Source organism: Terriglobales bacterium (genome assembly GCA_035651995.1).
Lineage (GTDB): Bacteria > Acidobacteriota > Terriglobia > Terriglobales > Acidobacteriaceae > DASRER01.
The window spans coordinates 390,231-403,468 of the sequence record DASRER010000002.1 but is presented as its reverse complement, the minus strand read 5'-3'; the positions used below and the strand labels follow the sequence as shown (position 1 = coordinate 403,468).

Genomic DNA, 13,238 nt, shown 5'->3' with positions numbered 1-13,238 from the left:
ATTGGGCAATGACAGTCAGCTCTGACTTCTCAATATGTCGCGAATCTCGCGGTTGATCTTGGCGGCGTCGCGCACGGCATTGTCGATCAGGGAAGCCCACTTGCGCGCGTTGTCGTCGAGCTGCGCCTGGCCAAGCAGGTAAGAGGCCTGCATGATGGTTTCCAGCGAGTTGCTCAGGTCGTGGGCGAGTGAACGGAGTTTGGTGTTCAACTCCGGGGCGATCTTGGAGGCCGGTTCCATTCCTGGTTGAGCCATTCGCTCGAGCTCCTGCCAAGCTTCTCTAAAGCCTACCGCGGGGCCGGGTCAAGTGCAGATCGAGGGGACAAAGGCTAACAACGCATTCGACGCGTATTCGCTTGAGAACGTTGTGCGGCCGAAACGGTTTCTGTTCAGCGCTTTGCGGCCTCAACCCAGGGTGGGACCGCGTGTGCCGTACTAAGGCAAAATCGCCCGGCGGCCTAGAACTTCTTGCTTAATCCACACTTAACCCTCTCGCCCTAAACTCGGGGCAATCGCGCCACTAAAAAAAGCAGCGCCGGCAGGTGTTTTGCGCCGGCCCCCACACGCGTTTCCCCCAAGACGCTGGAGGAGACGTGCGCCGTGCCGTTGCGCGCTTTGCCGTCGCGCTGCTGGTCGTCACATGGCTGAGCGGGACAGCCCGCGCCGCCAACCTGGCCATCACGCCCACCACGACGCTTGCGGCGGAGACCGGCAACAACACCAGCGCCGCCGACGTCTTTGTGGCGCAGACCAACGGCAATGCCGGCGCCGGCAACATCAGCAAGGCGCCCCTCGGCTCGCTGCTGTATCCGGGCGCGCAGACGCGCATCTACGCCCACTTCATGGCCTGGTTCGGCGGCACGAACCACATGAATGTAGGCTACCGCTCCGACGACGCTGCCCAGGTGAAGCGCCAGGTTGACGACATGATCAGCCGCGGCATCCAGGGCGTGATCATCGACTGGTACGGCCCGGGCAATCGCGAAGACCGCACGTCGCTGCTCATGAAGGCCGAGGCCGAGGCGCGGGGGAACTTCGAACTGGCGATCATGGAAGACGCCGGTTCGCTGCGGTCCTGCGCGGCCACCATTGGTTGCGACCTCAATCAGAAGGTGATCAGTGACCTGACTTACGTCTTCAACACCTACCAGAGTTCGCCCAGCTACATGCGCATGGACGGACGGCCGGTCGTGTTTTTCTTCGGGCTCGAGGCTTACACGCTTGACTGGACGGTCATACGCGGCGGTGTCCCCGGCAACCCGCTGTTCATCTTTCGCAATTCGGGGGCGTTCACCCGGCCGCAGACCAACGGAGGATTCTCCTGGGTCGCGCCCAGCTCCAATCAGCTCGACATGGGTCTGGGATACCTGGCGAACTTTTACAACGCTGCGCTCAAGCAGCCGGCGCTGAAGACCTTCGGCTCCACCTACAAGGGCTTCAACGACTCGCTCGCGTCGTGGGCGCCCACGCCGCCGCGCATCATGAGCCAGCAATGCGGCAAGGTGTGGCTTTCGACGTTCGCCGAAGTCGGCAACCACTACAACGCGAGCTCGCCGCTGGAGTCGCTGCAACTGGTCACCTGGAACGACTACGAAGAGGGAACCGAGATCGAGAGCGGCATCGACAACTGCGTGTCCATCACCGCCGCGGTGAGCAATGGCCAGCTCACCTGGACGCTCACCGGCGATCCCAGCACCGTTGACCACTTCGGCGTTTTCATTTCCACCGACGGCACGAATCTGATGCCGCTCCCCGACCTGCCGGCCGGCGCGCGCTCGATGGACCTGAGCACGCTAGCGCTCGATCCGGGCACGTACACGTTCTTCGTGAAGGCGATTGGCCGCCCCACGATGATGAACCAGATGTCAGGCCAGGTGACGTACACCGTGGCCCCGCCACCGCCTCCGCCGCCACCACCGCCTCCTCCGCCTGTGGTTCAGCCGCCGCCTGATGTGAGCGTTGCTGCTTCGCCCGCGGCGGTGGTCGTGGCGTCCGGCCAGCCGGCCAGCGTCAATGTGAGCGTGGCGCCATCGGGCGGCTTCAGCAGCGCGGTCACGCTCACGTGCTTGAACCTTCCGCCGATGGCGGCCTGCTCGTTCTCTCCCGCGTCGGTGACGCCCGCAGCTGTTGCCGCGACCTCGGCGCTGGTGATCACCACCGCCGTGACTTCCGCCGGCGCCCATTCCGAATTGCGCGATCACCCTCTTCATGAGCGCCGCGACCCGGTACTTGCGATCTGGTTGAGCGCATCGCCTGGGTTCGGCTTGGCCGGATTGGTGTTCGCAGGCGGAAAGCGCCGGCGCCGCCGCATGCTCTGGATCGTGCTGGCTATGGTCGCGCTGCTTTGTCTTGCCGGATGCGGGGGCGCCATGCAGACGACGCAAACCACCGGCGGAGGCACGGTGAGCGCCAGCACAACGCCGCCGGGAACGTACACGATCACCGTGACCGCGACTGCGGGCTCGTTGCAACGCACGACGGCGGTGAGGCTGACGGTGCAGTGAAGCGGCAGTCAGCACTCAGCCCTTGCACGGCATCGCTTCAGCAAACGAACACGCGGTAGCCCCATGAGCACCCGGGCCGCTCGGACCAATCAACCGTTTGCGGATGAGTGCTGACTGCTGAGTGCTGACTGCTGACTGCTGACTGCTGACTGCTTTCACTAAGGCAATTCCCTGAAGGGATTACGTCATTCGCCTGAGTACTAGGGCGTTCCACTGTTCTTAGAATCCACGCCACATTTTGTAACGCCGGAGCGTTTCCCCCGTTTCACGAGAACGCCCGGAGGAGATCGGTGCGCGCGATCACTGCATTCACCCTTGCGACAACGATTGTTTTCGCCGGAAGCGTGGCGTTCGCCGCCAACCTGGACTTCCATCCGACGACGACCCTGGCCGCCGAAACCGGCAACAACACCAGCGCCGCTTCTTCTTTCGTAGCGCAAACCAACGGCAACATCGCGGCCGCCAACGTAAGCAAGGCGCCCACGTCGTCGCTGCTGTACCTGGGAGCGACGACGAAGATCTACGCCCACTTCATGCCGTGGTTCGGCGGGACGAACCACATGAACGTCGGCTATCGCTCCGACGATGCCGTGCAGGTGCGGCGGCAGGTGGACGACATGATGAGCCGCGGCCTGGCGGGCGCGATCATCGACTGGTACGGGCCGAACAACACGCGCCCCAATGCCACCACATTCCTGGTGATGCGCGAGGCCGAGACCCGCGGCGGCGCCTTCGAGTTCGCCGTCACCGAAGACGTGGGCGCGCTGAACGCCTGTGCCGCCACCGCCGGCTGCGACGTCACGCAGCGGCTCATCGACGACCTCAACTACGCCTGGGTGAATTTCGAAGGCTCGCCAGCGTACATGCGCGTCAACGGACGCCCGGTGGTCTTCTTTTTCGGCGTGGAGAAGTACGCCATTGACTGGAACCGCGCGCGGGCAGGCGTAAACGGCAACCCGATGTTCATTTTCCGCAACTCCGGCGCCTTCTCCAAAGCGCAAAGCGACGGTGGTTTCGCCTGGGTCAACCTCAATACTGGCAATCCGAACGACATCGGCCTCGGCTATCTCGACAATTTCTACGCCACCGCGCTGAAGAATCCGGGCGAGACGCCCTTTGGGGCCTCCTACAAGGGGTTCAATGACACATTGGCCGCATGGGGTTCCAGGCGCATCATGAACCAGAATTGCGGCCAGACCTGGCTCGCCAGCATCGCCGAGGCAGGGAAGTACTACAGCGCCTCGCGGCAGCTCCCCATGTTCCAGCTCGTCACCTGGAACGACTACGAAGAGGGCAGCGAAATTGAAACCGGCGTCGACAACTGCGTCGCCATCTCGGCCTCGCTGAGCGGAACGAGCCTCGGCTGGACCATCACTGGGAACGAGAACACGCTCGACCACTACACCGTCTTTGTGTCGCGCGACGGCCAAAACCTGATGCCGCTCGCCGACGTCGCCACCGGCAACGCGTCGCTGGAGCTGAGCTCATTCGCGCTGGCGCCCGGCAGCTACACGCTCTATGTGAAAGCTGTGGGCAAGCCGAGCATCGTGAACAAAATGTCCGGCGGCGTGAGCTACAGCGTTCCTAACCAGCCACCTCTGGCGGCGCTGACCGTGACGCCCGCTTCCGGATCGGCGCCGCTGGCCGTGACCGCCTCAACGACAACCTCGAGCGATGCGGACGGCGCCATCGCTTCATCGAGCATTGATTTTGGCGACGGCACGGTGCTGCCCGGCCCGGTGGCGACGCACACCTACACGCAACCTGGCGCCTACACGGTGAGCGCGACCGTCACCGATGATCTGGGCGCCACGGCAAGCGCCACCGCTGCAGTGAGTGCAATCAACCAGCCTCCGGTCGCCGCTCTGGCGCTCACACCGTTGACCGGCCTTTCGCCGCTAATGGTGACCGCCTCGACGGCGTCGTCGGCCGATCCTGATGGGAGCATCGCGTCTTCGAGCATCGAGTTTGGCGATGGCACAGTCACCGCCGGCCCGGTCGCGGCACACACGTACGCCGTTCCCGGTGTTTACACGGTGAAGGCAACGGTGGTGGACAACTTCGGCGCAACCGCGACGGCGACCGCGTCGGTTTCGGTGATCGCGCCCAACCAGCCGCCGGCCGCAGCGCTAAGCGTGACGCCCGCATCGGGGCCCGCGCCACTTCCGGTGGTGGCTTCGACCGCCGCATCGCTCGATCGTGACGGGCAGATCGTCGCATCGAAAATCGACTTCGGCGACGGCGTAATTGTGAGCGGCACCGCGGTCAGCCACACCTACAGCGGCGCCGGCAAATACACAGTGAAGGCCACGGTCACAGACAACGCGGGCGGGTCGTCTTCGGCGACCAAAGTCGTGACCGCATCGGGCGTCAGCGTGGCCACGCCGCTCTCGGGCGCGACGGTGACCTCGCCGGTCCGCGTGGCCGCCACCGCCTGCTCGGCGAATCCCATCACCACGATCCGCATTTATCTCGACAACGCGAGCGTCTACACCCTGAAAGCCGCCAGTCTCGACACGCCCGTCACGATGAGCAAGGGCTCGCACCGGGTGGTGGTGCAGGCCTGGGACTCGACCGGCGCGGTGTTCAAGACGACCGTTCTGCTTACGGTGCGGTGAATCGCCGGGCCCGGTCCGGGGGAAGGCCTTAACTCGCCTCGGGCCGGTATCCGGTGGCCGTAGGTTCGTAATCGCGCGCCGGTTGTGGTCAACCGCCGATGTTCACCGCCGCCGGCGGCCTGTAACCTCGCTGCTCCCCTCCGGGGCAACTCCTCGAGCGAGGTGAGCATTTGCGTAGGTTCCTCCTCCCCCTGTTTTTGAGTTCGCTTTCACTCTCGGCGGTGTGCGCTCCGGTCCCGGCGGCGGGACACGTGGTCGTGGTGATGGAAGAAAACCACAGCTACTCGAGCGTGATCGGGAAGAGCAGCATGCCGTACGGGAATGCGCTCGCCAACCAATGCGGACTGGCGACGCAGTTCTACGCCAACACGCATCCCTCGATCGGCAATTACTTCATGATGACCACCGGCCAGATCGTCACCAACAGCGACGGCTACGGCGGCACGTTCAGCGGCGACAACATCGTGCGCCACCTGATGCTGGCGGGGAAGACATGGAAGGTCTACGCCGAAAGCTTGCCCTATGCCGGCTACACCGGCGGTGACCAGTATCCCTACATCAAGCACCACAATCCGTTCGCGTATTTCTCCGACGTGGTGAACAGCAGCAACCAGCGCCCATTCATCGTGCCGTTCACGCAATTCGCCGCCGATCTGGCGAACGGAACCCTGCCCGACTTCTCGTTCGTCGTGCCCAACCAGCTCCACAACGCGCACGATGGATCGCTGAGCGCAGCCGACGCATGGCTGAAGGCGCAGGTCGCGCCATTGCTGGCCAATGCGCAATTTCAGAAGGACGGGCTGCTGGTGATCGCGTTCGATGAGTCGTACAGCAGCGACACGGCGCACGGCGGCGGGCACATTGCGACGGTTGTGGTGAGCCCGAAGTACGGCAAACGCGGGTATCGCTCCACGAGCTTCTATCAGCACCAGAACCTGCTGCGCACATTTCTCGAGGCGCTGGGACTCAACCCGCAACTGGGGGCCGCGGCCAGCGCGCGCTCGATGGCGGAGTTCTTCACCACGACAGGCACGCCCCCACCGCCCACAACCGCCGGCTGCACGCTGAGCACGGTGAACAACACCGTCACCATCTGCTCTCCGGCGAACAACGGAACTTCTTCCTCGCCGGTGCGAGTTGTGGCGGGCGCGACTTCGTCCGAAGGGGTACGCATCCTGCAGATCTACATCGACGGGGCCAAGACATACCAGGTCTCCGGCGGCCGGCTCGACACGTCCCTCCCACTCTCCACAGGCACGCACCGCGTGAGCGTGCAGGCTTACACAATGGCCGGATCTGTATTCAAGGCCACGGTGTACACAACTGTGAAGTAGCTGAATTGGCTGGTTGATCTCCGGGAGGCGCTTCTCGCGTCTCCCGGAGTCGCTTGATGTGCGCGGATTCGGTCGCGGGTGGAGACGAGGCCCGCTTTCGCCTCCGCCCGCTTGCGGACTGAAGGCCGACGGCTGAATGCAGAGTGGCGACCGCCGGGTTTGACAGAACCACCGCGGCTTGTAAAATAAGAAAGTTGTCTCCTTCCTGACGGCGTGACCGTGAGGTTGCGCTCCGCACACCGAAGCCGAAGTGGCGGAATTGGCAGACGCGCATGGTTCAGGTCCATGTGCCCGCAAGGGCGTGGGGGTTCGAGTCCCTTCTTCGGCACCATTTTTTTGAAAATAGCTGGTGGGCCTTTCTCCGGGAGAAACTCGGAAGACCATTGATTGCGCGGCTCGGCAACGCGGGCGCCGCAGGTCGCGCAGGGAAGGCTTAGCGTTCTACTTGCTGACTGTGGCAGTGAACGCGCCCGAGCCCAGCGAGCACCTGGGCATGAGCGACTGCCCGGTCACGCGGCCGTTCTCCACGTTGCCGCTGAACAGGCAGCTGCCGTCTTCGCTCTGCGCCGCCACGGTGCCATCGGGATTGGCGACGATCATGAAATTCACGCCGTTCCTTGACTTGAACCGCGTGATCCCGCCGGGCAGCGTTTCGTAGCGCGTCCACTCATCGGTCTTGCCGGAAGGCAGTTTCACAGACCACTTCGTGCCCGCCATCTCCAGCCGCTGCTGGACGTCCTTTTCCGCCCTGGCCTGTTGTTCCTGGGCTTCCTGCTGTTGCTCCCGCTCGCGCTGCGCCTTGGCGGCGGCGCTGGCCTGCACTTCCAGGTAAACGCTGGCGCCGCGGCCGCCGCCGGTGTTCAGCGTGATCGGACAATCGCCCACGCGGTCGTCGGCGTTCACCGTCAGGTGGATCTCGGTCGCCGACACCGCCTTCCACTGCTCCACGTGGCATATCTCGCCCGCCGTCACGTCCTTCACGTCGCCGAATGCGCCGGTGAGAACGATGTCGGCGCTCTGCCCGGTGGTGATGCCGCGCGGCGCGGCGCCGCGCACCTCGGGTGTCGGCGCTTCTTTCCGTTCGACATTCGGGTTCGCCTGCCCTTGCTGCTGCGCCTGCTTCTGCGCCTCGGCGAGCGCGTTCTTGGCGGCTTCGGTAGCTTTGGCCTTGGCTTTTTCGGCCTGTTGCTCAAAGAAGCCTTTGATCCATCCGCATCCGGTTGTGGAGAGCATCAACGCGAGAACGAGCGCGAGGCGCATGCGGGTTTCCTCCGGTCGGGAGCGGGAGGTATTCTACATGCGTTCGCGACGGGAATTGCGCAGAAGGCCGATTCGCCCGCTAGTGGTCGCGGTGCACCGTTTGCATCGAGAACGCGGGCAGGCAGATGGCCACGTACTCCGCGCCTTCGGCTTCCGGCGTCGAGTAGCGCACCCATTCGCCTTTGTGCGCGATCACGGCTTGTCCCGCGCGGATGTCGAGGTAACCGCCGTCGTGCTCCACGCGCAGGAGGCCGCGCAGCACCAGCGTGTACTCATCGAACTCGGGACGCTGCCCCGGTTCCCGCCATCCGCCCGGACTGCGCATGTGCGCCACGCTGACCTGCTGCGACTGTGAATTTACGCGACCGACGTATTCATCAATCAGCTTGGGCTTGTTGCCGGCGGCGGTGATGCGCGTTGGCGATGCGATCAGGGTTGGCACGCCGGCAGTGTACATGGGCGGGCTTGACTGACAAGGTCGGGTTGCTGAAAGGAAGTGCCCGCCACGCGCGTTGTTCCGCGGGCGGGCGTCTGGCGCAGACGAACCCGAGACTACTTCTTGGCCGGCGCGGCGGCGGCTGCCCTGGCAGAGCTGCCCTTTAACTCGACCAGGATGGCCTCGAACGGCTTGTCCGAGGTGTCCTCGGGCAGGTGGGTCACCGCGGGCGTAAATTGCGCCTCGCCGTGCTTCATCGCCCGCGTCTCGGTCTTGCCGTCCGGCATGGTGAACTTGGCGTTCAGGTCGCTGAGCGGAATGACCACACTGTCGGGATGGCTGTGCATGACCGACTTTTCGTGCGGTCCGTAGTGGATCTTCAGGATCCTGACCTTCGCGTTCTCGCTGACCACCGTGTAGTGCTTGGGATCAGCCTTCACGGCGTCCTGTGCCACGGCGGCTGCGGTCAAGAGAATGGCCGCCATGACGAGGCAGACCACGACTCGTGCTCTCATAAGTTCCCTCCTTGAGAATTCAGTTTGGAATGGCTTGAAAGGCGGAGGGAAGCTACTCCGCGGGAGACGCGCTGTCAACTCGCGGCGGGGCAGGTATACTCAAAGATCCACGCGCGCATGCCAATCGGGCTGCAAGAAATCATCGCCGCAACGCGGCGGCACGTCGAGCGAGACCGCGGCCGTGCCGACGTGCGCGCGCTCGAGCGCCAGGCGGAAAGCCACGTCCCGCGCGGCTTTCGGCGAACGCTGAAAGACCGCTCGGAGCGCGGGCCGGCGGTGATCGCCGAGCTCAAGAAGGCGTCGCCCTCGCGCGGGCTCATCCGGCGGGAGCTCGATCCGGCAGCGCTGGCACGCGAACTGGAGCAGGCCGGCGCCGCCGCCCTCAGCGTGCTCACCGACGAGGAATTCTTCCAGGGCTCGCTGCAGAACCTGAGGGCCGCTTCCCAGGCGACTCATCTGCCGTGCCTGCGCAAGGACTTCATGGTTGACGAATTCCAGTTGCTCGAAGCGCGCGCGCACCATGCGGATGCTGTGTTGCTCATCGCCGCAGGGCTCGCCGATGCCGCCATGCGCCGCCTGGCTGATGCTGCCCGCGGCCTGAGTCTGGATGTCCTCTGCGAGGTGCACGACGAACGTGAACTGGAGCGCGCCGTCGCCGCGGGATGTGATCTGATCGGCGTCAACAATCGCGACCTGCGCACGTTTCGCGTGGACCTGAACACGGCGCTGCGGCTGGCGCCGCAGATTCCGCGTGATGCGGTGCGCGTCGCCGAGAGCGGCCTCGGCCATGCGAGTGATATTGCCGCGCTGCGGGAAGCCGGGTATGACGCGTTTTTGGTCGGCGAGTCGTTGATGGCGGCGCAGCATCCCGGTGAGGCGCTGCGGGAGCTGCTGTCGCCTTCAAGAACCAACGTTCCCAGTTTCTAGTTTCTCGTTTCCAGTGTTTCGCGCATGGATCAATGCGCCAGCTCCAACCAGCAAGCAAGGAGCACGAGAAGACGAAGACGAAAACGCAGAAACCGGAAACCAGAAACTAGAAACCGCCCTTATGCCCTGGATCAAGATTTGCGGCAACACGAACCTGGAAGACGCGCTGGCCGGCGCCAGCGCCGGCGCTGACGCGCTGGGATTCATCTTCGCGCCCAGCCCGCGGCGCATCGAGCCCGAGGCGGCGCGCAAGGTCGTTGCCGGATTGCCGCCTGAGGTGGAGAAGATCGGCGTGTTTGTGAACGAATCGCCGGGGCGCATCCGCGAGATCGCCGAGCAGGCCGGCCTGACCGGCATCCAGCTCAGCGGCGAGGGTGACCGCGCCATCGTTCCCGAGCTGGCCGAGTGGCGCAAATCAGCGCCGGGACGCCGGGTTATCCTCATGGTCCCGGCCAGCGGCGAAGAGTGGGAAGAGGCCAGCGGCCATCCGACAACGCGCGAGCGCCTGCAGATTGACGCGCTCCTGCTCGACTCCATCATTGGCCAGGTGCGCGGCGGCACCGGCGAAACGTTCGACTGGACGCGCTGGCAGCACAAGGTGAAGGTCTTCGGGCGGTCGTTTCCCATCATCGTGGCGGGCGGCCTTACGGCCGAGAATGTTGCAACCGCGATCAGCATCCTGAGTCCGTGGGGCGTCGACGTGGTGAGCGGCACCGAGAAAACGCCGGGGAAAAAGGACCACGACAAGCTGCGCGCCTTCATCAAGGCCGCGCGCGAGGCCAGGGCCAAGGAAAAGGAAAAGGCGGCGCGAACCGCGAAAGGCAAGAAGTAACGCCAAGCAGCCTCTATGTCCGCCTCCGCCAAACAAACGCCGCCGCAGCCCGGACGCTTTGGCCGGTTCGGCGGCCGCTACGTTCCGGAAACGCTGATGGCGGCGCTCGAGGAGCTGGAGGCGGCCTACGCGAAGGCGCGGCGCGAACGCGCCTTTCAGCGCGAATTCGCCGACTTGCTGCGCAACTACGCCGGACGTCCCACGCCGCTGTTTTTTGCGCGGCGTCTCACGAAAAAACTTGGCGGCGCCGGGATCTACCTGAAGCGCGAAGACCTGCTGCACACCGGCGCGCACAAGATCAACAACTGCATCGGACAGGCGCTGCTGGCGCGGCGCATGGGCAAGCGGCGCATCATCGCGGAAACCGGCGCCGGCCAGCACGGCGTGGCCACCGCCACGGTGTGCGCGCTCATGGGCATGGAGTGCGTGGTCTACATGGGCACGGAGGACATGCGCCGCCAGGAACTCAACGTGTTTCGCATGCGGCTGCTCGGCGCCGAAGTGCGCGGCGTGAACTCGGGCTCGCGTACGCTGAAAGACGCCATCAACGAAGCCATGCGTGATTGGGTCACCAACGTGCGCACCACGCACTATCTGCTCGGCAGCGTTTTGGGCGCGCATCCTTACCCGGCGATGGTGCGCGACTTCCACACCGTCATCGGGCGCGAAGCGCGCGCGCAAATCATGAAGCAGGCGGGGAAACTGCCTTCGGCGGTGATCGCCTGCGTAGGCGGCGGGTCGAACGCGATCGGCATCTTCAGCGGCTTCCTGAAGGACAAGCGCGTGCGTCTGGTCGGAGTTGAAGCCGGCGGGCGCGGCCCCGAACTCGGCGCGCACGCCGCGCGCATGGCCCTCATGGGCACCGCGAAAAAGCCAGGCGGCTCGCCCGGCGTGCTGCAGGGAACGTATTCGTACGTCTTGCAAGACGACGCCGGGCAGATCGCTCCGACGCACTCGGTCTCCGCCGGCCTCGACTACCCCGCCATCGGTCCCGAGCACGCCTACTTGGCTGAGTCGGGCCGCGCTGAGTACACCGCCGCCTCCGACGCCGAGGCGCTGGAAGCCTGCACGCTTCTGGGGCGCAGCGAGGGCATTATTCCCGCGCTGGAGGCGGCGCACGCAGTGGCCGAATGCGTTAAGCGCGCTGCGCGCATGAAGAAGAGCGAGACGGTAATCGTCAACATCAGCGGCCGCGGCGACAAAGACATGGGCATCCTGCGCGAGGAGCTGAAGCTATGAACGTCGGCGGAAAATCTACATCGCGGCTGGGACCTTGCGTGCTCGCGTTTTGCCTGAGCACGCTGTGGCAGCCAGCTCAGGCGGAGTTGCCGGTTCGCGATCAGGACCCTGCCCCGGCTGGGGCGCCCAGCGCTCCGTCGAGCGCCGCAGAGAAGAAGCCCAAACGCATCTTCGGGACGGGCCGCAGTTACGAAACCGCCGACGCGGCCACGCCGATTTCTGCCGCCGGCAAGTTCCGCATCTTCTCCGGGTACGCTTACAACCCGCTGAACTGGGCCGTCGCAGGCCTTGACGCGGGGATTGGACAGGCAAGGAACTCTCCCGAACCGTACGGACAGGGGGGTGAGGGCTTCGGCAAACGCTTCGGCGCCTCGCTGGCCGACCAAAGTTCCGCCGTGTTCTTCGGCCGCTTTATGCTCGCCACGCTGCTGCGCCAGGATCCACGCTACTTCCGCCGCGCCGGCGGCAGCTTTGGCAGCAGGACAGGCTACGCGCTGTCGCGCGTGCTGATCACCCGCTCCGACGACGGCAAGCGGCAGTCCAACTACTCGCTGCTCGGGGGCGCGCTTTTCAGCGGCGCGCTTTCGAACGCCTACTATCCCGACCAGAGCCGGGGCGCGGGCCTTACCTTCTCGCGGTTCGGATTTGGACTCCTGGGCGCCGCCGCCGCCAACCTGGGACACGAATTCTGGCCCGACGCGCGCCGCAAAATGTTCCGGGGCAAGACCGCCGCGCCATGACGCTGCGATTTCACGCGCGGCCTGCGCTGATCGCCTACGTCACCTGCGGCGATCCCGACCTCGGCGCCACCGGTGAGGTCGTGCTCGCGGCGGTCAACGCGGGCGCCGACGTGGTCGAGCTTGGCGTGCCGTTCTCCGATCCCGTCGCCGATGGCCCGGTGATTCAGCGGGCCAGCCAGCGCGCGCTGGAAAACGGAACGCGCCTTGGCGACGTGCTCGACCTCGCGTGCGACGTCCGCCGCCAGAGCGATGCCGGGCTCATCATCTTTTCCTACTTCAACCCGGTGCTGCGCTTCGGCGTAGAGCGCTTCGCGGCAACCGCGCAAGCGGCCGGCGTCGACGGCGCGCTCATCACCGATTTGACGGTCGAGGAAGCGGACGACTATCTGCGCACCATGCGCTCTCGCAATCTGACCACTGTGTTTCTCGCCGCGCCCACCAGCACCGACGCCCGGCTGCGCGCCATCGCGAAGGCCTCCAGCGGATTCATCTATGCCGTCTCGCGCACCGGCGTCACCGGGCAGCAGAAGCAGCTCGCCTCCGACGCGCGCGAGCTGGTCGCCCGCCTGCGACGCTTCTCCAGGCTGCCGATCGCGGTCGGTTTCGGCATCTCGACGCCGGAGCAGTTTGCTCAAGCGGGCAGATTTGCCGACGCCGTCGTTGTCGGCAGCGCATTGGTGCAGGCCATCGAGTCCGCCGGAAAAGCGGGCGCGGCGCGCGCTGTGGCAGAATTGGTGGGCAAGCTCAAAGGCGAGCATTCAGCAGCCAGCAGGCGGCATTCAGCCGGCTGAGCCATCGCGCTTTCTGTGGGCGCTTGGAACCGCTCAGGGGCT

At 65.1% G+C, this 13,238-nt stretch carries 12 protein-coding genes and 1 tRNA gene; 9 read left to right on the top strand and 4 right to left on the bottom strand.

The features are described 5' to 3' along the window. Nucleotides 1–15: 15 nt before the first annotated feature. A complete protein-coding gene (locus VFA60_01985; GenBank protein ID HZQ90543.1) occupies nt 16–255 on the bottom strand; it encodes a hypothetical protein in 240 nt (79 codons plus the stop codon). A 338-nt stretch (nt 256–593) separates the two neighbouring features. Here VFA60_01985 and VFA60_01980 point away from each other — a divergent pair, with 338 nt between their 5' ends. From VFA60_01980 to VFA60_01965, 4 genes are all read left to right on the top strand, one after another. Beyond that, nucleotides 594–2,504: a hypothetical protein gene (locus VFA60_01980; protein HZQ90542.1), complete on the top strand. Its 1,911-nt coding sequence runs from the start codon at nt 594–596 to the stop codon at nt 2,502–2,504. Between the two features lie 290 nt (nt 2,505–2,794). After that, nucleotides 2,795–5,122, top strand: a complete 2,328-nt coding sequence (locus VFA60_01975) for a PKD domain-containing protein (GenBank protein ID HZQ90541.1) — start codon at nt 2,795–2,797, stop codon at nt 5,120–5,122. 170 nt (nt 5,123–5,292) lie between these two features. Further along, nucleotides 5,293–6,456, top strand: a complete 1,164-nt coding sequence (locus VFA60_01970; protein HZQ90540.1) for an alkaline phosphatase family protein — start codon at nt 5,293–5,295, stop codon at nt 6,454–6,456. 244 nt (nt 6,457–6,700) lie between these two features. Beyond that, nucleotides 6,701–6,787 (top strand) — tRNA-Leu (locus tag VFA60_01965). Between the two features lie 110 nt (nt 6,788–6,897). Here VFA60_01965 and VFA60_01960 read toward each other — a convergent pair. The 3 genes from VFA60_01960 to VFA60_01950 all read right to left on the bottom strand — a co-directional run bounded on the left by VFA60_01960 (nt 6,898) and on the right by VFA60_01950 (nt 8,667). Beyond that, a complete protein-coding gene (locus VFA60_01960) occupies nt 6,898–7,716 on the bottom strand; it encodes a hypothetical protein (GenBank protein HZQ90539.1) in 819 nt (272 codons plus the stop codon). 79 nt (nt 7,717–7,795) lie between these two features. Continuing rightward, nucleotides 7,796–8,158: a cupin gene (locus VFA60_01955; GenBank protein ID HZQ90538.1), complete on the bottom strand. Its 363-nt coding sequence runs from the start codon at nt 8,156–8,158 to the stop codon at nt 7,796–7,798. Between the two features lie 110 nt (nt 8,159–8,268). Further along, nucleotides 8,269–8,667 (bottom strand): hypothetical protein, encoded by a 399-nt coding sequence (locus VFA60_01950; protein HZQ90537.1) that lies wholly within the window; start codon nt 8,665–8,667, stop codon nt 8,269–8,271. A gap of 117 nt (nt 8,668–8,784) precedes the next feature. Between VFA60_01950 and trpC the strand changes: the two genes are divergently transcribed. From trpC to trpA, 5 genes are all read left to right on the top strand, one after another. Next, nucleotides 8,785–9,594 (top strand): indole-3-glycerol phosphate synthase TrpC, encoded by an 810-nt coding sequence (gene trpC, locus VFA60_01945; protein ID HZQ90536.1) that lies wholly within the window; start codon nt 8,785–8,787, stop codon nt 9,592–9,594. Nucleotides 9,595–9,715: 121 nt separating this feature from the next. Beyond that, nucleotides 9,716–10,426, top strand: coding sequence for a phosphoribosylanthranilate isomerase (locus VFA60_01940; GenBank protein HZQ90535.1), 711 nt, complete (start codon nt 9,716–9,718; stop codon nt 10,424–10,426). 15 nt (nt 10,427–10,441) lie between these two features. Beyond that, entirely contained in the window at nt 10,442–11,665 is a 1,224-nt protein-coding gene (gene trpB, locus VFA60_01935; protein ID HZQ90534.1) for a tryptophan synthase subunit beta, read from the top strand. After that, on the top strand, nt 11,662–12,405 hold the full coding sequence (locus VFA60_01930; protein HZQ90533.1) for a hypothetical protein: 744 nt from the start codon (nt 11,662–11,664) through the stop codon (nt 12,403–12,405). The genes trpB and VFA60_01930 overlap by 4 nt, the downstream gene beginning before the upstream one ends. After that, nucleotides 12,402–13,196, top strand: coding sequence for a tryptophan synthase subunit alpha (gene trpA / locus VFA60_01925; GenBank protein HZQ90532.1), 795 nt, complete (start codon nt 12,402–12,404; stop codon nt 13,194–13,196). The genes VFA60_01930 and trpA overlap by 4 nt, the downstream gene beginning before the upstream one ends. Nucleotides 13,197–13,238: the final 42 nt, after the last annotated feature.